The 21219-nt window shown below is 71.5% G+C and carries 21 protein-coding genes; 14 read left to right on the forward strand and 7 right to left on the reverse strand.

Annotation, left to right across the window (positions count from 1 at the left end; all coding sequences use genetic code 11):
• The first annotated feature begins 13 nt into the window (after positions 1–13).
• From EDF53_RS07860 to EDF53_RS07880, 5 genes are all read left to right on the forward strand, one after another.
• Entirely contained in the window at positions 14–265 is a 252-nt protein-coding gene (locus tag EDF53_RS07860; protein WP_148058301.1) for a hypothetical protein, read from the forward strand.
• A 44-nt stretch (positions 266–309) separates the two neighbouring features.
• Positions 310–1131, forward strand: a complete 822-nt coding sequence (locus EDF53_RS07865; RefSeq protein ID WP_123293037.1) for a phosphatase PAP2 family protein — start codon at positions 310–312, stop codon at positions 1129–1131.
• Positions 1132–1339: 208 nt separating this feature from the next.
• Complete coding sequence (locus EDF53_RS07870) at positions 1340–2971, forward strand: serine/threonine-protein kinase (protein ID WP_123293038.1); 1632 nt, start codon at positions 1340–1342, stop codon at positions 2969–2971.
• Between the two features lie 47 nt (positions 2972–3018).
• Complete coding sequence (locus EDF53_RS07875) at positions 3019–6186, forward strand: GH92 family glycosyl hydrolase (RefSeq protein WP_260215243.1); 3168 nt, start codon at positions 3019–3021, stop codon at positions 6184–6186.
• Positions 6187–6246: 60 nt separating this feature from the next.
• Positions 6247–6465, forward strand: coding sequence for a hypothetical protein (locus EDF53_RS07880; RefSeq protein WP_123293039.1), 219 nt, complete (start codon positions 6247–6249; stop codon positions 6463–6465).
• 93 nt (positions 6466–6558) lie between these two features.
• Here the strand turns inward: EDF53_RS07880 and EDF53_RS07885 are convergent, their stop codons facing one another.
• From EDF53_RS07885 to EDF53_RS07900, 4 genes are read right to left on the reverse strand one after another with little or no spacing between them, the layout of a single operon-like run.
• Complete coding sequence (locus EDF53_RS07885) at positions 6559–7086, reverse strand: GNAT family N-acetyltransferase (protein WP_123293040.1); 528 nt, start codon at positions 7084–7086, stop codon at positions 6559–6561.
• A gap of 22 nt (positions 7087–7108) precedes the next feature.
• Entirely contained in the window at positions 7109–8047 is a 939-nt protein-coding gene (locus EDF53_RS07890) for an aldo/keto reductase family oxidoreductase (protein WP_123293041.1), read from the reverse strand.
• 51 nt (positions 8048–8098) lie between these two features.
• Complete coding sequence (locus EDF53_RS07895; RefSeq protein ID WP_123293042.1) at positions 8099–8719, reverse strand: CG0192-related protein; 621 nt, start codon at positions 8717–8719, stop codon at positions 8099–8101.
• A 49-nt stretch (positions 8720–8768) separates the two neighbouring features.
• Positions 8769–9524 carry an SDR family NAD(P)-dependent oxidoreductase gene (locus tag EDF53_RS07900; RefSeq protein ID WP_123293043.1) on the reverse strand — a complete coding sequence of 252 codons (756 nt, stop codon included), beginning with the start codon at positions 9522–9524 and terminating at the stop codon, positions 8769–8771.
• A 35-nt stretch (positions 9525–9559) separates the two neighbouring features.
• Between EDF53_RS07900 and EDF53_RS07905 the strand changes: the two genes are divergently transcribed.
• On the forward strand, positions 9560–10408 hold the full coding sequence (locus EDF53_RS07905; protein WP_123293044.1) for a putative RNA methyltransferase: 849 nt from the start codon (positions 9560–9562) through the stop codon (positions 10406–10408).
• Positions 10409–10427: 19 nt separating this feature from the next.
• Here EDF53_RS07905 and EDF53_RS07910 read toward each other — a convergent pair whose 3' ends face one another.
• A complete protein-coding gene (locus EDF53_RS07910; protein ID WP_123293045.1) occupies positions 10428–10847 on the reverse strand; it encodes a VOC family protein in 420 nt (139 codons plus the stop codon).
• A 62-nt stretch (positions 10848–10909) separates the two neighbouring features.
• Between EDF53_RS07910 and EDF53_RS07915 the strand changes: the two genes are divergently transcribed.
• Positions 10910–11866 carry a YafY family protein gene (locus EDF53_RS07915; protein ID WP_123293399.1) on the forward strand — a complete coding sequence of 319 codons (957 nt, stop codon included), beginning with the start codon at positions 10910–10912 and terminating at the stop codon, positions 11864–11866.
• Positions 11867–11885: 19 nt separating this feature from the next.
• On the opposite strand, the gene EDF53_RS07920 is transcribed toward EDF53_RS07915, so the two are convergent.
• A complete protein-coding gene (locus EDF53_RS07920; protein ID WP_123293046.1) occupies positions 11886–12188 on the reverse strand; it encodes a hypothetical protein in 303 nt (100 codons plus the stop codon).
• 174 nt (positions 12189–12362) lie between these two features.
• On the opposite strand from EDF53_RS07920, the gene EDF53_RS19300 reads away from it, so the two are divergent.
• The 5 genes from EDF53_RS19300 to kdpC are packed head-to-tail and all read left to right on the forward strand — an operon-like array spanning position 12363 to position 16981.
• Positions 12363–12500, forward strand: coding sequence for a hypothetical protein (locus tag EDF53_RS19300; RefSeq protein WP_173168974.1), 138 nt, complete (start codon positions 12363–12365; stop codon positions 12498–12500).
• Entirely contained in the window at positions 12497–12586 is a 90-nt protein-coding gene (locus EDF53_RS07925; protein ID WP_017887940.1) for a potassium-transporting ATPase subunit F, read from the forward strand. The genes EDF53_RS19300 and EDF53_RS07925 overlap by 4 nt, the downstream gene beginning before the upstream one ends.
• An 8-nt stretch (positions 12587–12594) precedes the next feature.
• On the forward strand, positions 12595–14286 hold the full coding sequence (kdpA, locus tag EDF53_RS07930) for a potassium-transporting ATPase subunit KdpA (protein ID WP_123293400.1): 1692 nt from the start codon (positions 12595–12597) through the stop codon (positions 14284–14286).
• A complete protein-coding gene (kdpB, locus tag EDF53_RS07935; protein ID WP_123293047.1) occupies positions 14283–16376 on the forward strand; it encodes a potassium-transporting ATPase subunit KdpB in 2094 nt (697 codons plus the stop codon). The genes kdpA and kdpB overlap by 4 nt, the downstream gene beginning before the upstream one ends.
• Before the next feature lie 2 nt (positions 16377–16378).
• Positions 16379–16981, forward strand: coding sequence for a potassium-transporting ATPase subunit KdpC (kdpC, locus tag EDF53_RS07940; protein ID WP_123293048.1), 603 nt, complete (start codon positions 16379–16381; stop codon positions 16979–16981).
• A gap of 7 nt (positions 16982–16988) precedes the next feature.
• Here kdpC and EDF53_RS07945 read toward each other — a convergent pair whose 3' ends face one another.
• Entirely contained in the window at positions 16989–17753 is a 765-nt protein-coding gene (locus tag EDF53_RS07945) for an Abi family protein (protein WP_123293049.1), read from the reverse strand.
• Between the two features lie 235 nt (positions 17754–17988).
• Between EDF53_RS07945 and EDF53_RS07950 the strand changes: the two genes are divergently transcribed.
• Positions 17989–20481 carry an ATP-binding protein gene (locus tag EDF53_RS07950; RefSeq protein ID WP_123293050.1) on the forward strand — a complete coding sequence of 831 codons (2493 nt, stop codon included), beginning with the start codon at positions 17989–17991 and terminating at the stop codon, positions 20479–20481.
• On the forward strand, positions 20478–21167 hold the full coding sequence (locus EDF53_RS07955) for a response regulator (protein WP_111083540.1): 690 nt from the start codon (positions 20478–20480) through the stop codon (positions 21165–21167). The genes EDF53_RS07950 and EDF53_RS07955 overlap by 4 nt, the downstream gene beginning before the upstream one ends.
• Positions 21168–21219: the final 52 nt, after the last annotated feature.

The raw sequence follows: 21219 nt of genomic DNA on the forward strand, positions 1-21219 counted from the left end.
GTTGCATGGTGTCGTGACGACTCCGTTCCGAAGGTCAGACCACCGGGGTGCCGCCGTACTGCTCATGGTGCTGGTGGTGGTCTCCTGGGTGGCCACGATCGCGTTGCCGATCGTCGCCCTGTCGTTGATGCTCCACGTCGAGGCGCCGGCGGAGCGGGCCGTCCCGATCGTCATCGCGTGGTTCATGACCCCCTTCATGACCGCGGTCGGTGTGACCGTGGGGCTGGTCATCCTTCAGCGGTCTCGCCGGGCGAGCAGGCAGTAGTCGCGGCCTCGGCGGTTCCCGGGCGCTTCGGGCAGGCTGGAGGGATGGACACCGAACGCGGGGACGCCGCCGACCGCACCGTCGGCGAGGTCGACCTCACGCGCTGGCGCACCCGCGCTGGCCGGGCGACCGCGCAGGGGTGGACCACGCTCGGCCACCGGTACGGCGCGATGCCGCTCCTGCTGCTCACGCTGGCCGTCGGGATCGGCATCGCCGTCTTCGCGACCTGGCTCGCCTCCGAGGTCTACGACGCCGTCCGCGAAGCCGACAACGTCGCCGTGCTCGACCGTCCGGTGCTCGACTGGGCACTCACCCTCCGGTCGCCCGTGGGGGATCGCCTGGTCACGTGGTGGACCGACATCGCGGGCACGATCGGCATGCCCATCGTCGCCCTCGGGTTCCTGGTCGGCTTCACCATCCAGCGGCGGGCGTGGACCCCGTTGGTGCTGCTCGTCGCGGCGAGTGGCGGCTCGCTGCTCATGACGATCGCGGGCAAGGACCTCATCGGTCGAGCGCGTCCGCCGCTGTCCGACGCGGTACCGCCGTACGAGCACTCGCCGTCGTTCCCGTCCGGCCACACCCTCAACGCGACGGTGATCGTGGGCACGATCGTGTACCTGTTGCTCCTGCGTCAGTCGCGGGTCGTCACGCGGGTGTGGACGATCGTCGTCGGGACCCTGTTCGTGCTGTCGGTCGGGGCCTCGCGGGTGTTCCTCGGGCACCACTGGCTCACCGATGTCCTCGCGGCGTGGGCGCTGGGGCTCGCCTGGCTCGCCCTCGTGATCACGGCGCACCGGCTGTACCTGACGGCGCTCCGCCACGGCGCCGAGCCCACCCCGGACGGCGACATCGTCAAGAAGACTTGAACCGACGCGTTCCCGGTTCCAGTTACTGCTCCAAAACTTGAACGACTCCCCTCTGAGCGGCGTGAGACGACCGGCAGTGAAGCCTCGCGCACATCTCGTGAGCAGAAGACGTCGAGTCAGTCGAATGGACTCGACACCTTCTGCTCACCAAACGCCGAGACCCGACGGATGAGCGGGCCCGTCAGCCGCTACCGGTAGGTTGCCCGTCATGGAAGAACGGGTCTTCGGCGGCAGGTACCGCGTCACGGGCACGCTCGGACACGGTGGCATGGCGTCCGTGTACCGGGCGGTCGACGAGCAGCTCGGCCGCGAGGTCGCCGTCAAGGTGTTCCGCATCGGACCGGTCGACCACGGTGAACGCGCCCGCGCCGAGTCGGAGATCCAGACGCTCGCGACACTGCGCAGCCCGGCCCTCGTCACCCTGTACGACGCTGCCCTCGACGACGAGGACGGGGACTCGTACCTCGTCATGGAGCTCGTGCCCGGCAGCGACCTGGCCACTCGGCTGCGCGAAGGACCGCTCGACCCCACGACCGCCGCCCGCGTCGGCGCACAGGTGGCCGACGGATTGAGCGCCGTGCACGCCCAGGGCATCGTCCACCGCGACGTGAAGCCCGCCAACGTGCTGCTCGAGCGTGACGGCAGCCACGTCAAGCTCGCCGACTTCGGCATCGCCCTGCTCCGTGACGCTTCCCGCGTGACGGGGACGGGCACCGTGATGGGGACGGCCGCGTACCTCGCGCCGGAGCAGGTCCTGGCGCAGGAGATCACCGGCAAGGCCGATGTCTACGCGCTCGGGCTGGTGCTGCTCGAGTGCCTGACCGGCAAGACACCGTTCCCGGGCAGCGCCATCGAGTCCGCGACCGCGCGACTCACCCGCAGCCCGGAGATCGACCAGCACCTGCCGACGGCCTGGCGCACGCTCCTGCACGTGATGACCGCGCAGGACCCGTCCGAGCGCCCGAGTGCGGCCGAGGCAGCCGAACGACTCCGCGCCCTGGGCCGCGACGAGCCCGGGCCCGCCACGCAGCTCCTGCCCGGCGGTCCCGGCACGTTGACGGCAGCCGGTGCCGGCGCGGCAGCCGGAGCAGCCGCGGCCGGTGCCGCCGCCGCAGCCACGGCTCCGATGGCCGCGCACGCGGACGACGCGACCCGCGTGATGCCGGCGAGTGGTGCCTCCCGTCCGGGTGGACAGCCGGGCGCGGACGACGCGACCCGTGTCATGGACGCCCAGCAGCCGAACGCCGCGGACGACGTGTCGACCACCGTCCTCGGTGCTCAGCGCGGCACCGGCGGTCCGACCGGCGGTGGCGGCGTGCCACCCGCGGCCCCGCCCGTCCGTCCGGGCTCCGGTGACGACCCGGCGAAGCGCGAGAAGCGACGCAAGGGACCGATCATCACGGCGATCGTCGTGGTCGTCCTGGTGCTGGTCGGCATCGGGGTCGCAGTGTTCGCACTGAACGGCGACGACGACGGCACACCGGCTCCGACGGACACGAACTCGACCGCGCCGACGGAGCAGCAGCCCAGCGAGGAGCAGCAGCCGAGCGAGGAACAGCAGCCGAGTCAGGAGCAGCAGCAGCCGAGCGAGCCGGCCGAGCAGCAGCCCTCCGAGCCGGCCGAGCAGCCGTCCGAGCCCGCTGAACAGCCGAGCGAGCCCGCCGAGCCCAGCCAGGAGCCTTCCGTCGGTCCGGAGCCGAGCGCGCCGGTCTCGAACCCGGTGCAGGAGCCGCAGGACGGCGCCGACCCAGCCGACGGCGCAGCCGACACGACGACCGACACCTCAGCGGACGCCGGTCCGGGCAACTCGGAGAACGCGCCCGGGCAGAACAAGGGCTGACACGCCGAGCGTTTTCGTCCAGACGCTGGACCAAATACGCTGGACCCGTGCGAGAACTGCAACGGAGCGGTGGGCCGACGACGGCCGTCGCGGCGCGGAACGGTGTCGGCTTCGGATCATCGGAGGGGTGGCTGGTCGAACGACCCGCGGGTGACGGCGCCGTCGTGGCGCTCGTCCCCGGGGCCGGTGGCCGGGTGGTCGCACCCGGCGACGAACTGTCGTGGGTCTGGTTCCCCGAACGCACGCTCCCGCAGGGCGCCGCCGAGCCCACCGAGGCGGACCTGCCGCACTTCTGGGACGCCACGGCCTTCACCGTGGACGTCGTCTTCACCGACGGCACACGACTGAGCGAGCACGCGGCCGCGCACGGCGGACACGCCCGCGACCAGTACGGCGACGCGCTCACGCCCGAGGCGCAGGACGCGGCCCGCAAGCAGTGGCTCGACCAGTGGAACCGTCGCGCGGTGGACCTCACGCCGTTCGCGGGGCTGGTCGTCGACCGACTGGAGGCCCGGCTCGGCTCCGACACACAGCCGTCGGACGCCGACGGGGAGCGTCCAGCCCTGCGCGGCTGGCTCGACGACGTCCGCATCGCCCCGGCACGCCCGGCACCGTTCACGCCGCTCGACCACGTCCGCACGACCCGCGGCACGCAGGCATCGTCACGGTTCTCCCGCGGCAACAACGCGCCGCTCGTCGGCATCCCGCACGGCGGGGTCTTCGGCCTGCCGATGACCGACGCGTCGAGCAACCGCTGGCCCTACGCGTACCAGGAGCACTCGCGCACCGACGCCGACGGGCGGGTCCGACCGGCGATCCAGGCGTTCGCGACGAGTCACATCCCGTCGCCGTGGATGGGGGACCGCGGCGTGTTCCAGGTCATGCCGTCGCCGCTCGACACCCCCGACGTCGACCGAGCCGCCCGCGCGCTCGGCTTCGACCACGACGACGAGATCGACGGTCCGCACCGGTACCGGGTCGCCCTCGACCAGGGTGTGACGGCCGAGATGACCGCGGGGGAGTTCGCCCTCGGCTTCCGGTTCACCGGTACCCGCAGCATCGTGCTCGACCACCACGGGTGGGTCTCCGGCGTCTCCGTGACCGTGACCGACGGCACCGCCGTGGTCGAGGCCCTGCTCGACGACCGTCCCGGCACCCCGCCGCACCACGTGCACGTCCGGATCCCGCACGTGACCGCGGACCACACCAGCACCGGCGAGCACGAGCTGCGCGGCTGGCTGGCCGTCGACGGTGACAGAGCGGTCGACGTCCTGCTCGGCATCTCCACCGTCTCGATCGAGGACGCCCGCGCGAACCTCGACGCCGCCGGCTCCTTCGACGCCATGTGCACCCGCGCCGAGGCGCTCTGGACGGAGAAGCTCGCGACCCTGTCGTTCGACGGAGCCACCCCGGACCAGCTGGTGAGCCTGTACTCCGGCCTGTACCGGCTGTTCCTCTACCCGAACCGTGCCGGCGAGACCGCCCTGACCGGCACCCCGCACCACCGCTCCCCGTACGGAGCCGTCCTCGCCGACCCGATCCGCGACGAGCCCGGGCCGGAGGTCGTCGAGGGGCCGTTCACCACCACGAACGGGTTCTGGGACACCTACCGCACCGCCTGGCCGCTCCTCGGACTCCTCACCCCGGAGACCGCCGGCGAGCTCGCGCAGGGCTTCGTCGAGCACCACCACGACGGCGGGTGGACGCCGCGCTGGAGCGCCCCCGGCGCCGAGGACTGCATGACGGGCACCACGAGCGACACCGTCTTCGCCGACCTCGCGGCGAAGGGCGTCACCGGGTTCGACCTCGCCGAGGCGTACCGGAGCGCGGTCCGCAACGCGACCGTCCCGCCGCGCGACGAGCGCGTCGGACGCAAGGGGAGCCTCCCGGGCGCCTTCCGCGGCCACGTCGACACCGCGACGTCCGAGGGGATGTCCTGGACCCTCGACGCCGCCATCAACGACTGGGGACTCGCGGTGATGGCGGGCTTGCTCGCGTCGCGGGCGGGCACGCCCGCCGACCTGTCCCGGTACGAGGCCGAGGCGGAGTGGTTCGCCCGTCGATCGCTGCAGTACCGGCACGTGTTCGACTCCGAGCGGGGCTTCTTCATCGGCCGCGACCCCGACGGCTCGTGGCGGGTCGGCACCGAGTTCGACCCGCGCGACTGGGGCGACGACTACACCGAGACGAACGCGTGGGGCACGGCCTTCACCGCACCCCACGACGGTGCCGGCATCGTGGACCTGCACGGCGGACCGGCCCGGTTCGACGCCACGATCGACGCCTTCTTCGCGACGCCTGAGACCGGCGCGACCGTCCGATCCGGCGCGTACGGCTTCCCCATCCACGAGATGACCGAGGCCCGCGACGTCCGGATGGGCATGCTCGGCCTGTCCAACCAGCCGGCGCACCACATCCCGTTCTTCCCGATGTTCACCGGTCGGCACGACGACGCCCACCGCATCGTCCGGGAGTCGCTCGAGCGGCTGTTCGTCGGCTCCGACCTCGGCCAGGGCTACCCCGGCGACGAGGACAACGGCGAGATGAGCGCCTGGTACGTCTTCGCGACGATCGGCCTCTACCCGCTGGCGCCGTCCACGGGCACCTACGTGCTCGTGCCGCCGTCGGTCCGCAGGACGGTGCTGCAGCAGCCGGGAGGAACGCCCACCGTCATCGAGATCGCCGACGGTTCCGCAGGTGCCTACGTGGCGTCGGTGACGGTCGACGGCTCGCCCTGGACGTCCGTCAGCATCCCGCACCACGTGGTGGTGTCGGCGTCGCACATCGTCTTCACGCTGTCGTCCGAACCGCAGGGCTGGGCATCGGACACCCGGCCGGTGTCGGCCTCCGAGGTCCACGGCTACCGGGACGCCCCGGTCGACCTGCTGCCCGTCGGGACGTCGTCGGAGGGCTCGTCGGCACTGGTCGACGACACCGGGCGGACCGTCACGGCGCTCGCCGCGGGGGAGTCGGTGGCGTTCGACGTGGACTGCCCCGCCGCGTCGCTGTACACCGTGACGGTGGCGACCCCGGGTTCGTACTCGTGGCAGGTGTCCCTCGGCGAGACCGTCACGGCCGTCGACGGCGCCGAGTTCACCTGGCCCGGGCAGACCCGGGTGTTCCGGATCATCGGCGGCGGCTCGTCGTTCACGTTCACCGCCGGCACCGACCTGACGCTGACGCAGCTCGAGCTGATCGCGGCGGACGGTGCCTGACCTCGACCGCTGATCGGGTCTTCTGCGGCGGTTCAGAGGCGGCACTCAAGGTCGCCCGGCATGCTCGTCGGCATGTCGATCGCGAACTCGTGGGACCCGTCTGGTGGCCGTGCAATCCCGGAGGACCAGGTCCGCGAGGACGGGCTGGAGCTCGACGAGGACCCGGCGATGCTCGGGATCTCCTTCGACGTCGTGGGTGGCGCCTCCGCCGACCCAGCCGCGGTGTCCCCGGTCGACGTGAACGTACCGTCCTCGGGGACCCCGGCGTCCTCCGACTGAGGCGTACCTGGTCGAATCGGGCGTACCTGGTCGGAAGTTTCGACCAGGTACGCCCGAAACCGTCTTGCATCGCGCGCGCTCTGGGAAAGAACGTCAGCGCGCGGAAGAGTCTGGGACGCGGTACTTGAAGCCGACGTGCGATCCCGCGAAGCCGAGGCGCTCGTAGAACCGGTGCGCATCCGTCCGGGCGGCGTCCGAGGTGAGCTGCACGAGCGGGGTCCCGAGGTCCGGCGCTGCGACGTCTGTCACCCAGTGCATCAGCGCGCTGCCGATGCCGCCGGAGCGGAGCGCACTGCTCACGCGGACGGCCTCGACGAGCAGCCGCGTCGAACCCCGGCGAGCCATGCCCGGGATCCGGGTGAGCTGCAAGGTGCCGACGAGCCGACCGGACTCGTCCTCGGCGACGAGCAGCGCGTTCGCCGGGTCGTCGGTGATCGATCGCAGGGCCGCGGCGTACTGCGGGCGGTCCTCCGGGGCGGCGACGTCCCCGCGGGCGGCACTGATCGGGTCGTCGGACAACAGCGCCATCAGGGCGTCGAGGTCGCCGTCGGCCGCGTTCCGCACCACCACCGAACCGGCGCGGGCGGACAGGCGGACGGGCAGGGTGAGGTCGTGGAGCACGACTCCACCCTGCCCGATGGGCTCACGGAACGGTGTGCCCCGCGGCGGTGAAGATCCGGTACCACTCCTCGCGCGACAGCTCGACGTCCGAGCCGGCCGCCGAGTCGCGGACGCGCTGCGGGTTCGTCGTGCCGAGGACGACCTGGAAGTGCGCGGGGTGCCGGGTGATCCAGGCGACGGCGATGCCGGTCGGGGTGACCCCGTGCGCGGCGGCGATCTCCTCGAGGACGTCGTTGAGGTCGGCGTACTGCTCGCGGTCGCCGAGGAAGACGCCGTCGAAGAACCCCTTCTGGAACGGCGACCAGGCCTGCAGCGTGATGTCGTTGATCCGCGAGTAGTTGAGGATGTCGTTGTCGCGGGAGATCGACTGGTCGAGGCCACCCATGTTCGCCGTGAGGCCCTGCGAGATGACGTTGGCGTGCGTGATGCTCAGCTGCACCTGGTTGAACGCGAGGGGCTGCTGGACGTGCTTCCTGAGCAGGTCGACCTGACCGGGGGTGTGGTTCGAGACCCCGAAGTGGTGCACCTTGCCGGCGGCGTCCAGCTCGTCGAAGGCCTTCGCGACCTCCTCCGGCTCGACCAGGGCGTCGGGACGGTGCAGCAGCAGGACGTCGACGTAGTCGGTCTGCAGCGCGGTGAGCGATTCGTCCACCGACTCGAGGATGTGCTCGTACGAGAAGTCGAAGTACGCGCCGTTCGGGGTCGGACGGATGCCGACCTTGGTCTGCAGCACGATCTCGGCACGCTCCGACGGTGACAGCGTCACGGCGGCACCGAACCGCTCCTCGCAGCCGTGCCACTCGCCGTACACCGCGGCGTGGTCGAACATGTTCACGCCCGCGTCACGCGAGGCGCTGTAGAGCGCGCGGATGTCCTCGTCGCTCATGTCGTTGATCCGCATCAGGCCGACGACGACGTCGGATGCGGTGAGGTCCGTCTGTGGCAACTCCAGTGTCTTCACGCCCACGATCCTGCCAGCCGGTCCCCGGTGCAGGCAGGCCCTGCCAGTACCTCAGGCGCGTTCGGGCAGTAGGACGGCGAGCACTCCGGAGCCGTCCGTCCACGTACCGGTCAGCGTCTCGCCCTCGGGCAGGGCGGTGCCGACGACCCGAGCGATGACGATCGTGCCGTGGTCGGTCGCGATCGACGTCACCGCGCCCGTCGTGGTCGCGTGCACCGAGGTGACATCGGGGGAGTCGGGTTCGGAGCCGCTTCCGTGGGCCCAGGCGTCCTTCGGCCGCCGTCCGGCATCGTTCGCCAGTTCGAGCTCCGCTTCGTGCCCGCCGGTGACGATCGCCCGGCGCAGGACGTCGGCGTGGACCGGATCGCCCACGGCGTCATACACCCAGCGTCGCCCGAGCACGGAGTGGTCCATCTCGGTGACCAGGAACGCGTCGGCGCCGGGCAGCGGTGCATCCCGGTAGGTCAGTGGCGCCTGCAGGACCCGGCCGTCCTCGGTGCGGGCGAGCAGCACTTCGACGCCGACCTCGCCGGCGGGGTCGTCGAACCGGAACTGCCCGACGACCTGCAGCGGCGCTCCCGCGACGACGCCGCTCCACGCCTGGTCGGGCAGCCAAGCGGCGAGCGCCTCGGCCTTGGAGGGGCGGAGCGTTGCCTGCTCGATGACTGCCATGTCCCGACCGTACTGCTGCGCAGCACCCTGTCGTCGGCGCACCTCGAGGTCAGTGGACGGAGAACCCGCCGTCGACCGCGATGGACTGCCCCGTGACGTACGCCGAACCAGGGCCGGCGAGGAACACGGCAGCGGCGGCGAAGTCCGACGCGAGTCCGTTCCGGCCGACCAGCGTCCGCGCCGCGAGCGCTGACACCGCGGCCGGGTCGGACCCGAGCCGCTCGTTGAGCGGGGTGCGCACGAAACCGGGGACGAGGACGTTGGAGGTGACCCCCTGCGCGGACCAGGCCTCCGCTTGGGACCGGGCCAGTGCCTCCAGGCCTGCCTTGGAGACCCCGTACGCGCCACTCGCGGCGAACGGACGGTGCGCCTGCTGCGAGCTGATGCTGATGATCCGGCCGCGGCCACGCGCTGCCATGCCGGGCGCGAGCCGCTGGCCGAGCACGAAGGGTGCGTCGAGGTTCACGGCCATCGTGGCGTCCCAGGTGTCCTCGTCGAGGTCGGCCATCGGCGGCCGGAGGTTGATCCCCGCGGAGTTCACGAGGACGTCGACGTCGCCCGCCGCATCGGCGAGTGCGTGTGCTCCGGCGCGCGAGGACAGGTCGGCGACGATGCCGTCGGCCGATCCTCCAGCGGCGCGGACGTCGTCGACCGTCGCGTCGATGGTTGACCGTGTCCGAGCAGCGACGAGCACGTGCGCACCCGCGTCGGCGAGTGCGGTGGCGATGGCGCGTCCGATGCCGGAACTGCCTCCCGTCACGAGGGCGGTGCGTCCGTCGAGACCGAAGAGCTGCTGCAGCGACATCCGGCCAGGCTAGCGAGGCCCCGTACGCTGGGCCGGTGCGTGACGACCTGCTGCCGATGCTCGCCTGCCCCGTGTGTGCCGAGCCGCTCGGTCGGGTCGACGGCGGCCAGGTCGGCTGTGCGACCGGGCACCGGTTCGACGAGGCCAAGCAGGGCCACCTGACGCTCCTGCCGGCGAAGCGTCGGTCGCTCACCGCGGACACCCCGGAGATGGTCGACGCCCGGCTGCGGTTCCTGGGACGGGGCCACTACGCGCCCGTCGAGCGGGCGCTCGCCGACGCCGTCGCCGAGGCGACGGCCCCCGGCATCGTGCTCGACGTCGGGTCCGGTCCGGGGACCTACCTGGCGCATGCGCTGGACGCAGCGCACGTTCCGGACGGTGCGGACGTTCCGGACGGTGCGGACGGGCGGCTCGGGGTCGCGCTGGACCTGTCGGCCATCGCGATCCGACGGGCGGCCCGCGTCCACGAACGTGCCGGAGCCGTCGTCGGGGACGTGACCGAGCGCCTCCCGGTCGTCGACCACGCTGCCGCCGTCGTCCTCGACGTCTTCGCACCGCGCAACCAGACCGAGTACGCCCGCGTCCTGCACCCCGATGGCGTGCTGGTCGTCGTGACCCCGCGCACCGGCCACCTGGCAGAGCTGGCCGAGGCGACGATCTCCGTCGACCCGGAGAAGGAGCGGCGGCTGCTCGACTCGCTCACGCCGTCGTTCGTCCTGCGGTCCTCCGAGGACCTGACCTGGACGATGGACCTCTCCGCCGAGGACGTCCACGACGTCGTGCACATGGGGCCGAGCCACCACCACGTCGCACCGGACGCGGTGTTCGCCCCAGCGACGGTGACGGCCGCGGTCACCGTGTCGACGTGGACGCCGACGCGCTGACCGCGGCCCTCGGAACGCGCTAGCGGTCGGCCGTGGCGACGTCGAGCTGCCAGACCACGCCGAACCGGTCGCGGAGCTGCCCGGCGAGCGGCGCCCAGGCCGAGGGAGCGAGGGGCTGCCGGATCTCGGCGCCGTCGGACAGCACGGCCCAGTACCGCTCGATCTCGGCGGAGTCGTCGCCGTGCACGAACACGTAGAACGCGTTCGATCCCTGGTCGTAGGGCTGCCCGGGCCAGACGTCGAAGGCCATGACCCGGAACCCGGCGTCGGTGGAGACCTGGCCGAAGACGATGCGGTCGGCCCAGGCCTGGTCGTCCAGGGCGCCCATCTGGCCGTAGGTGGCGGCGGTGACCTCGCCGCCGAAGACCGATGCGTAGAAGTCGAGGGCCTCGCGGGCGTTGCCGTCGAAGTTGAGGTGGGGTGTCGTTTCGATGCTCATGGAACGAGGATGACCGGCAATGCGGTCAGATCATGTCCGCTTCTCCGACGAGAATGATCGACATGGCCGGACCCTCCTCGCGCATGCTCGCGCTGCTGTCGCTGTTGCAGGTGCACCGCGACTGGCCAGGCGACGAGCTCGCCGGACGCCTCGAGGTCAGCCCCCGCACGGTCCGCCGCGACGTCGACCGGCTCCGCGAGCTCGGGTACCGGGTCGAGGCGCTCCGTGGACCGGCCGGCGGGTACCGGCTCGCAGCGGGCTCGGACCTGCCGCCGCTGCTGTTCGACGACGACCAGGCCGTGGCGATCGCGCTCGCCCTGACCGTCGCCCCCGCCTCGGGCGCGGACATCGCCGAGTCGGCCGCCCGGGCGCTCGCGACGATCCGGCAGGTCATGCCAGCGCGGCTCCGGTCGCGCATCGACGCGGTGCAAGCGGTCACGACGTCCGGGCGGACCCGCACCGACCCGGGCGTGCTCGTCGCGGTGAGCGAGGCCGTGCACCTGCACGAGGTCCTGCGGTTCACGTACGCGGGCGACGACGACCTCCGCCCACCCCGCCGTGTCGAACCCCACGCCGTCGTCGCCCGGAACGGCCGCTGGTACCTGCTCGACTGGGACCTCGACCGCGACGACTGGCGCACCCACCGCATCGACCGGATCACCCCGCGGATGCGCACGCGGGTGCCGTTCACGCCCCGGCCGGTGCCCGGTGGTGACCCGCTGGCCTTCGTGTCGGCGCGGTTCAAGGGATCGGCGCAGGTCGACGTGTGGCCGTGCGTCGGTTCGGTCACCGTGACGACTGCCGACGCGCGGACGATCACGCCCTACCTGCCCGAGGGCGCCGTCGTCGAACCCCTGTCCGACGAGCGGAGTCGGGTCACGCTCGGCTCGTGGTCCTGGCCGGGGCTGGCCGGAGCGTTCGCGGGGTTCGCGGTCGACTTCGTCGTCGAGGGTCCCGAGGACCTCGCCTGCTCGGTCCGCGCGCTGTCCGCACGACTCAGCGCCTCGACCGCGGACTGAAGACGGACCCGTTCGGGCCTCAGACCGACGTGTCGACGAGCGCGCTGCCCGGGCCGAACACCATCACGATCGGTCCAAGCAGGACGACCACGGCGCAGCAGACGGCCAGCACCGCGCGCTTCCTCCCGCGCCCGCGCGACCACCCCACCAGTGCGAGGACGAGCGCCGCGATCGCGGCCAGCCACGGCACGAACGCCAGCGGCACGGCCCAGAACCAGAGCAGGAGCTGCCGCTGCTCACCGAAGAGCCACAGCGGCCCGAAGACGACCGCCCACAGCGCACCGATCGACACCACGGCCGTGGTGAGCAGGCTCCCGGCCACGGCGGACGCCCTCGTTCCGGGGCGGGTCGGGGGAGCAGGGATCACGATGCTCCGATCGTAGGACGGCGAGCGCGCGTTAGCGGGGCGCATGCGTCCGCCAGGGCGGCGTGAGGAAACCGTTAGGAGCGCCCAGGAGGCCCGGCGCAGGACCCAGCATCGGTTCAGGCGCCACACGTGGTGCCGTCCGCGTCGCCCGACGCGGACACCGCAGACCTTCTGGAGTCCCTCGTGTTCGACGTGTTCGTCGTCGCCGGTGTCCTCGCCGTGTTCGGCGTGGTGGCACTGATCGCCAAGGGGGTGGAACGGCTGTGATCGGCATCACCATCGCGGCCGCCGTCCTCGGCATCGCCGCTGTCGTGTACCTCGTCTGGGCGCTCGTGCGTCCGGAGCGGTTCTAGTGGGCGCCGTGGGCGCGTCGGGCGCCGCGGACGTCTGGGCGGGGATCGTCCAGGTCGCCACGCTCGTCCTGCTGCTCGTCGTCGCCTACCGGCCGCTCGGCGACTGGATGGCCCGGGTCTTCACGCCTGTCCGGCACAACCGGGTCGAGCGGGGGGTCTACCGGCTGATCGGGGTCGACCCGGACGCCGAGCAGTCGTGGCCCGTGTACCTGCGCGGCGTGCTGCTCTTCAGCGTCGTCGGGCTCCTGCTCGTCTACCTGCTGCAGCGCATCCAGGTCGTGCTGCCCGGCGACCTCGGGCTCCCTGCCGTCGGCCCGTCGCTCGCGTTCAACACCGCGGCGTCGTTCGTCGCGAACACGAACTGGCAGTCCTACTCGCCCGAGGTCACCGTCGGGTACAGCGTGCAGATGGCCGGCCTCGCGGTGCAGAACTTCCTGTCCGCAGCCGTCGGCCTCGCCGTCGCCGTGGCACTGGTGCGCGGGTTCGCCCGCCGCAAGTCCGGCACGCTCGGCAACGTGTGGGTCGACGTCGTCCGCGGCGTCGGTCGGCTGCTGCTGCCCGGTGCGTTCGTCTTCGCGATCGTGCTCGTCGCCGGCGGTGTCATCCAGTCGTGGGGGAGTGGCACCGACGTCACCACGCTGGTCGGTGGCACGCAGCACCTGCCGGACGGGTTCGTGGCGTCGCAGGAAGCGATCAAGGAACTCGGCACGAACGGCGGTGGCTACTTCAACGCCAACTCGGCGCACCCGTTCGAGAACCCGCAGGCGTGGACGAACCTGGTCGAGGTCTTCCTGATGCTCGTCATCCCGTTCTCGCTGCCGCGCACCTTCGGCCGGATGGTCGGCGACGACCGCCAGGGCTACGCGATCCTCGCCGTGATGGGCGCGATCTTCCTCGTGTCCCTGTCGGTGATGTCGATCGCCGAGCTCAGCGGTGGGGGGCTCGCCACACACGCAGCCGGTGCCGCGATGGAGGGTAAGGAGACCCGGTTCGGGATCCTCGGCACCACCCTGTTCGGCACGACGTCGACCGCGACCTCGACCGGTGCGGTGAACGGCATGTTCGACAGCTTCACGCCGATCGGCGGGATGATGGCGATGCTCAACATGATGCTCGGCGAGGTCACCCCCGGCGGTGTCGGTTCCGGCCTGTACGGCATGCTCGTGCTCGCCGTCATCACGGTGTTCATCGGCGGGCTGCTCGTCGGCCGGACGCCGGAGTACCTCGGCAAGAAGATCCGCGCCAAGGAGATGACCTTCGCGGCGCTGTACATCCTGGTGACGCCGACCCTCGTGCTCCTCGCGACCGGACTCTCGCTCGTGATCCCCGGTGTCCGGGAACAGGTGCTCGGCACGTCGATCTTCAACCCCGGCAACCACGGTCTGTCCGAGCTGCTCTACGCCTTCACCTCGGGTGCGAACAACAACGGCTCGGCCTTCGGCGGGCTCACCGCGAACACCACGTGGATGAACTCCGCGCTCGGCGTCGTGATGCTGCTCGGGCGCTTCGTGCCGATGGTGTTCGTCCTGGCGCTCGCCGGGTCCCTCGCCGCCCAGGACCGCGTACCCGAGACCGCCGGCACGCTGCCCACCCACCGCCCGCTGTTCATCGGGCTGCTCGGCGGCGTCGCCGTCATCGTCACCGCACTCACCTACTTCCCGGTGCTCGCACTGGGCCCGCTCGCAGAAGGACTGTCATGACCGTGACCACCGAGCCGGAACCGCGCACCGCAGTGGAGCCGGCCACCCGCTCGTCCGCATTCGGACCCCGTCAACTGGTGGCGGGCCTCCCGGGCGCGCTGCGCAAGCTCGATCCGCGACTGATGTGGCGGAACCCCGTGATGTTCATCGTCGAGGTCGGCGCCGCGCTGACGACGGTCGCCGCCGTCGTCGAGCCGTCCGCGTTCACCATCGCGATCGCGGTGTGGCTGTGGCTCACCGTCGTCTTCGCGAACCTGGCGGAGTCCGTCGCCGAGGGCCGTGGGAAAGCGCAGGCCGACACGCTGCGGAAGACCCGCTCGACCACGAGCGCCCGACGGGTGCTCGGCTACGACCAGGCCGACGCTGCAGCCGTCGCCAACGAGACCGAGGAGGTCGCGTCGGTCGACCTGGCGAAGGGTGACGTGGTGGTCGTCGTCGCCGGCGAGGTGATCCCCGGTGACGGTGACGTCATCGACGGCATCGCGTCCGTCGACGAGTCGGCCGTCACGGGTGAGTCCGCACCGGTCATCCGCGAGTCCGGCGGCGACCGCAGTGCCGTCACCGGCGGCACCCGGGTGCTGTCCGACCGGATCATCGTGCGCATCACCTCGACCCCTGGTGAGACCTTCATCGACCGGATGATCCGCCTCGTCGAGGGTGCGGCCCGGCAGAAGACGCCCAACGAGATCGCGCTGAACATCCTGCTCGCCTCGCTGTCGATCGTCTTCGTGATCGTCTGCCTGACGATGCAGCCCATCGCGGGACTCATCGGAGCGACGGTCAGCGTCCCCGTCCTGATCGCCCTGCTCGTCTGCCTCATCCCGACCACCATCGGGGCCCTGCTCTCCGCGATCGGCATCGCCGGCATGGACCGGCTCGTGCAGCACAACGTGCTCGCGATGTCGGGCCGCGCGGTCGAGGCCGCCGGCGACATCACCACCCTGCTGCTCGACAAGACCGGCACGATCACGTACGGCAACCGTCGGGCGTCCCGCGTGGTGCCGGTGCCGGGCGTGAGCGAGGCCTCGCTGATGGCGGCAGCAGCCCTGTCGAGCGCGGCGGACTCGACGCCCGAAGGCCGCTCGATCGTGTCGCTCGCTGCCGAGGCCGGGGTCACGCCGGCTCTGCCGGACGGCGCCGTCGAGGTGCCGTTCACGGCGCAGACGCGCATGTCCGGTCTGGACCTGCCGGACGGGTCGCAGATCCGGAAGGGTGCCGCTGCGGCCGTACTGGCCTGGGCCGACACCCCCGACGCCGGTTTGGTTGCCGCGATCGACTCCACCGTCGCGGAGATCTCCGACCAGGGCGGCACCCCACTGGTCGTCGGCCGCCGCTCCTCGGACGGCGCGGTCGCCCTGCTCGGCGTCGTGCACCTGAAGGACGTCGTCAAGGACGGCATGGCGTCACGGTTCGCCGAGCTCCGGTCGATGGGCATCCGCACGGTGATGATCACCGGTGACAACCCCCGAACCGCGGCTGCGATCGCGCACGAGGCCGGCGTCGACGACTTCCTGGCCGAGGCCACCCCGGAGGACAAGCTCGCCTACATCAAGCGCGAGCAGGAGGGCGGCAACCTCGTCGCGATGACCGGGGACGGCACCAACGACGCCCCGGCCCTGGCGCAGGCGGACGTCGGCGTCGCGATGAACACCGGCACGACGGCGGCGAAGGAGGCGGGCAACATGGTCGACCTCGACTCCGACCCGACCAAGCTCATCGACGTCGTCCGGATCGGCAAGCAGCTGCTCATCACCCGCGGGGCCCTCACCACCTTCTCCATCGCCAACGACGTCGCGAAGTACTTCGCGATCATCCCGGCGATGTTCCAGGCGGCGTTCCCCGGGCTCGCGGCGCTCAACATCATGGGCCTGCACAGCCCGTCGTCCGCGATCCTGTCCGCCGTCGTCTTCAACGCGCTCGTCATCGTGGCGCTCATCCCGCTGTCCCTGCGCGGCGTCAAGTACCGCGCGGCCGCAGCGTCGTCGATCCTCGGCCGCAACCTGCTCGTCTACGGGCTCGGCGGCGTGGTCGTCCCCTTCATCGGCATCAAACTGATCGACCTCGTGGTCGGTCTCATCCCGGGGTTCTAGTCATGGCATCTGCACGTTCCACCGTCCGTTCCGCTGGTGTGGCCATCCGCCTCACCCTGCTCGCCACCGTCGTGCTCGGCGTCGGCTACCCGCTCGCCGTCTGGGGCGTCGGCCAGGGGGTGTTCCACGAGCAGGCCAACGGCTCGGAGGTCACCGACTCGTCCGGCGCCGTCGTCGGGTCCTCCCTCATCGGGCAGTCGTTCTCCGGCAAGCAGGCTGATCGCTGGTTCCAGTCGCGGCCCTCCGCAGCTGGCGAGGACGGCTACGACGCCGGGGCCTCGTCCGGCTCGAACCTCGGGCCGAACAACCCGGACCTGCTGAAGGCCGTCGAGGAGCGGCGTGCGGCACTGGCAGAGGCCGACGGGGTCTCGGAGGCGGACGTCCCCGCCGACGCGGTCACCGCCTCGGGTTCGGGTCTCGACCCGGACATCAGCCCCGCGTACGCGTCGCAGCAGGTCGCGCGGGTGGCGGCGGCGCGGGGCGTGTCCGAGGACACGGTGCGGCAGTTGGTCGCATCGCACACCGAGTCGCGTCAGCTCGGGTTCCTCGGCGAGCCCGTCGTGAACGTGCTGGCCCTGAACCTCGCGCTGGCGAAGCTGTCCTGACATGCGGTCACCTCGCCGCCCAGCTCGGCCGTCCGCCGATGCCGTCGATCAGGTCGTCGTGCTCGTCGATCAATCGTCGAACAGCATCGGCGTGACGGTCGCACGGGCCGACGGTCTCGGCGAGGTGTGCGAGCAGTTCGAGGGAATGCACCGGTGTGCGCTTCGGCAGCCCCTCGAGCCGAGCGATCAGGTCGGCGGGGGAGCGGAAGGTCGGCGGCGGGATCCGGAAGCTGCGGCCCCAGAGCCGCGTGTGGTGGGCGCAGCAGTTCCGGACGTGCGTGAGGTGGTGCAGGCACGGACGGAGCGTCCCCGCCGGCAGGCGGAACGCGAGGGCCACCGCATCGTGCAATCGGGGTTCCAGGGCGCCCGTCAGCCGCGAGAGTTCACCGAAGCTGAGCTCCTCGGCCAGCATCCCGAAGGGAACCTGATCGAGCGCTCGCTCTCGCCAGACCTTCTGCGTCACCGGGTCGTTTGCTCGGTCGAGTACTCCTGCTGCGCGCCGCAGCAACGAGTCGTGGTCGAACGTGTCCCGGAACGCCATCGGGTCAAGGTGCCAGAGCTTGCCGAAACGGTGCCGTGCCGCGCGGTCGACCCGCCCGCGCAAGGCGATCTCGATCCGTTCGGTCAGTGCAAGCGCGATCGATCGGAACTCGCTGTCGAAGTCGTGCGCCCGCAGGACAGATGCATCGGAGGTATCGAATGCACGGACAGCCAGCACATGGCGGAACTGGTCGGCACGGTACTGCGACATGGGGATGCTGGCGTGCGCCATGGTGCGGCTCCTGGATCCCGAGAGGAACGAGTGATCTCGGGCAAGCCGGCAGCAACTACAGCGTGGGGAACGAACGTGAGCAAGAACAGAGTTGCCTCGCGCCGACGAGCGACGCGAGGCGGTGCAGTCCCACCCGATTTGAGGAAGCCTGGGCTTGAGCCTTGGTGGGAACGGTTACGAGGAGTATATCAGTCGACCGGCAGCCCTGCAACAGCCGACGCGAGAGGATGAGCACGTGAAGCGCGGCAAGCTACGGGTCCTGCTCGGTGCCGCACCGGGCGTCGGCAAGACGTTCACCATGCTCGAGGAGGGCCGCCGGCTGCTCGACGAGGGACGGGACGTCGTCGTCGCCGTGGTCGAGACGCACGAACGTGCTGCCACCGCCGCGCTCGTCGACGGCCTCGAGGTCGTCCCGCGCCGCACCGTGGACCACCGCGGCGTGGAGCTCGACGACCTGGACCTCGACGCGGTGCTCCGGCGAGCGCCCGAGGTCGCCCTCGTCGACGAACTCGCGCACACGAACGCTCCCGGCAGTGCGAACGAGAAGCGCTGGCAGGATGTCGAAGCGCTGCGGGCCGCCGGCATCGACGTCATCTCGACGGTCAACGTGCAGCACATGCAGTCCCTCGGCGACGTGGTCCGCGAGATCACGGGCACCGTGCAGCGCGAGACCGTCCCCGACGCCGTGGTGCGAGCGGCCGACCAGATCGAGGTCGTCGACCTGGCACCGGCTGCCCTGCGCGAGCGGCTCTCCGACGGACTCGTGTACCCGGCTGCCCGGATCGATGCGGCCCTGTCCAACTACTTCCGGCTCGGGAACCTGACGGCGTTGCGCGAGATCGCGCTGCTCTGGCTGGCGGACGAGGTCGACGACGCGCTCAAGGCCTACCGCGCCGAGCACGGCATCGAGCACCGGTGGGAGACCCGGGAGCGCGTGCTGGTCGCCCTGACCGGCGGCCCCGAGGGTGAGACCCTGCTGCGCCGCGGTGCCCGCATCGCCGCCCGCAGCGCCGGCGGCGAACTCGCGGCCGTGCACGTGACGACGAACGACGGCCTGCGCGAGCGGCACCCGGGGGCGCTCGGTGCCCAACGCACCCTGCTCGAACAGCTCGGTGGGACGTACCACCAGGTGGTCGGCGACGACGTGCCGTCGACCCTCGTGCGGTTCGCGCGGTCGATCGACGCGACCCAGATCGTCATCGGCGTCAGCCGTCGCAGTCGGCTCGCCGCGGCCCTGACCGGCCCGGGCATCGGCAACACGGTGATCCGGGAGTCGGGCGACATCGACGTGCACGTCGTCACGCACGAGCGCGCCGGTGGTGGCTTCGCCCTGCCCAAGCTCGGCGGCAGTCTGTCCCGCGGACGGGTCCTCGCCGCGTTCGTGCTCTCGGTCCTGGTCGGGCCCCTGCTCACCTGGGTCCTGTCGATCGGCAGCGACCCCGACGCCATCACCGTGGACGTCCTGGCGTACCAGTTGCTGGTGCTCGTCGTGGCGCTCGTCGGCGGGATGTGGCCGGCGGTGTTCACGGCGGTGCTGTCCGGACTGAGCCTCGACTTCTTCTTCGTCCAACCCCTGCACATGGTCACGGTGCAGCAGCCGTGGCACCTCTTCGCCCTGGTCATGTACGTCATCAGTGCCGTGCTCGTCAGCTTCGTGGTCGACCGGTCCGCCAGACGTTCGCGTGCTGCCCGTCGCGCCGCGGCGGAGTCAGGTCTGCTGATGGGGATCGCCGGCAGCGTCCTCCGCGGCGACGACGCCCTGCAGGCCCTGCTCGACCGCACCCGCGAGGCCTTCGGGTTCGCCGGCGTCCGGATCCGGCAGGGGAACGAGGAACCGGCCACGTCGGGGACGTTCGGCGAATCGCCGGACGCCTCCACGAGCCTCCCGTCCGGTGCCGTGCTCGAGTTCGCTGGCGCTCCGGACGACCCGACCCAGCGCCGGTTGCTGCGCGTCGTCGAGCAGCAGCTCGACGCCGCGGTCGAACACCGCTCGTTGACGCGCACCGCGCTGGACGCAGAGCGGATCGCGGCGGCGGACCGCGTCCGCAGCGCGATCCTCGCGGCCGTCGGCCACGACGTGCGGCGGCCGATCGCGGCCGCCTCGGCCGCCGTCCAGTCGTTGCGTGCGTTGGACGTCGACCTGTCCAGGGCCGACCGGGAGGCACTGCTCGCGACCGCCGACGAGAGCCTCGGTCAGCTAGCGGTGCTGTTGGCAGACCTGCTGGACGTCAGTCGTGTGCAGGCGGGTGTGCTCGCGGTCGCGTCCGGGCCGCTGGCCCTCGACACGGTGGTCGCACCGGCGCTCGACGAGCTCGAGCTCGGGCCCGACGACGTCGACCTCGACTTGCCGGCGGACCTGCCGCCGGTGCTCGCCGACCCCGTCCTGCTGCAGCGGGTCGTCGTGAACCTGCTCGCGAACGCCGTCCGCTACGCACCCGACGGCACCCGCGTGCGCGTCGCGGCGAGCGCCTTCGGAGGCGGGGTCGAGCTCCGGATCGCCGACCACGGTCCGGGTATCCCGTCGGACCGGGTCGACGAGGTCTTCCAGCCGTTCCAACGGCTCGGCGACACCGACAACGAGACGGGCCTCGGACTCGGTCTCGCACTCGCGCGGGGCTTCACCGAGGGCATGGGCGGCACGATCGAGGTCGATGACACCCCGGGTGGTGGGCTCACCGTCGTGGTGCGGCTGCCGATCGCTGGGCACGTGGGAGTGGAGCTCCGGTGAAGGTCCTGATCGCGGACGACGACGCGCAACTCGTCCGAGCGCTCTCCGTCACGCTCGCCGCCCGCGGGTACGAGGTCGTGACGGCGAAGGACGGCCGCGCGGCGATCGACGCCGTCATCACCGAACGGCCCGACCTGGTGCTGCTCGACCTGGGCATGCCCCGGCTCGACGGCATCGGGGTGCTCGAGGGCATCCGGGGGTGGTCGCAGGTGCCGGTGCTCGTGCTGTCCGGACGGACCGACTCGTCCGACAAGGTCGACGCACTCGACGCCGGCGCGGACGACTACGTGACGAAGCCGTTCCAGATGGACGAGCTGCTGGCGCGGTTGCGGGCCCTCGGACGACGCCGTGCCCCGGCCGGCGTCGACAGCGCGCCGACGATCCGGATCGGCGACCTCGTCGTGGACCTCGTCGCGAAGCAGGTCACCCCGGCCAGCGGTCCCGCGATCCGGCTGACCCCGACGGAGTGGCGCCTGCTCGAGGTGCTCGTCACGAACCCCGACCGGCTGATGACCCGCGAGATGCTCCTGACCGAGGTGTGGGGGCCCTCCCACGGCAACGACTCCGGGTACCTGCGGCTGTACATGGCGCAGCTGCGGCGGAAGCTCGAGCCCGACTCGGCGACCCCGCGGTACCTGGTCACCGAGTCCGGCATGGGCTACCGCTTCGCGCCGGGAGGGCAGTGACGACGGCAGTCGGACCGTTGTCGGGTGACTGGCGGGTCGCTGTCGTGCAGGT

Origin of the sequence: Curtobacterium sp. PhB78 (genome assembly GCF_003751685.1) — a bacterium.
GTDB lineage: Bacteria > Actinomycetota > Actinomycetes > Actinomycetales > Microbacteriaceae > Curtobacterium.

Excerpts from the sequence above, each read along its gene's own strand:
- EDF53_RS07865 (WP_123293037.1), top strand. The coding sequence starts at position 310 with ATGGACACCGAACGCGGGGACGCCGCCGACCGCACCGTCGGCGAGGTC.
- EDF53_RS07870 (WP_123293038.1), top strand. The coding sequence starts at position 1,340 with ATGGAAGAACGGGTCTTCGGCGGCAGGTACCGCGTCACGGGCACGCTC.
- EDF53_RS07880 (WP_123293039.1), top strand. The coding sequence starts at position 6,247 with ATGCTCGTCGGCATGTCGATCGCGAACTCGTGGGACCCGTCTGGTGGC.
- EDF53_RS07895 (WP_123293042.1), bottom strand. The coding sequence starts at position 8,719 with ATGGCAGTCATCGAGCAGGCAACGCTCCGCCCCTCCAAGGCCGAGGCG.
- EDF53_RS07900 (WP_123293043.1), bottom strand. The coding sequence starts at position 9,524 with ATGTCGCTGCAGCAGCTCTTCGGTCTCGACGGACGCACCGCCCTCGTG.
- EDF53_RS07910 (WP_123293045.1), bottom strand. The coding sequence starts at position 10,847 with ATGAGCATCGAAACGACACCCCACCTCAACTTCGACGGCAACGCCCGC.
- EDF53_RS07915 (WP_123293399.1), top strand. The coding sequence starts at position 10,910 with ATGGCCGGACCCTCCTCGCGCATGCTCGCGCTGCTGTCGCTGTTGCAG.
- kdpB (WP_123293047.1), top strand. The coding sequence starts at position 14,283 with ATGACCGTGACCACCGAGCCGGAACCGCGCACCGCAGTGGAGCCGGCC.
- kdpC (WP_123293048.1), top strand. The coding sequence starts at position 16,379 with ATGGCATCTGCACGTTCCACCGTCCGTTCCGCTGGTGTGGCCATCCGC.
- EDF53_RS07945 (WP_123293049.1), bottom strand. The coding sequence starts at position 17,753 with ATGGCGCACGCCAGCATCCCCATGTCGCAGTACCGTGCCGACCAGTTC.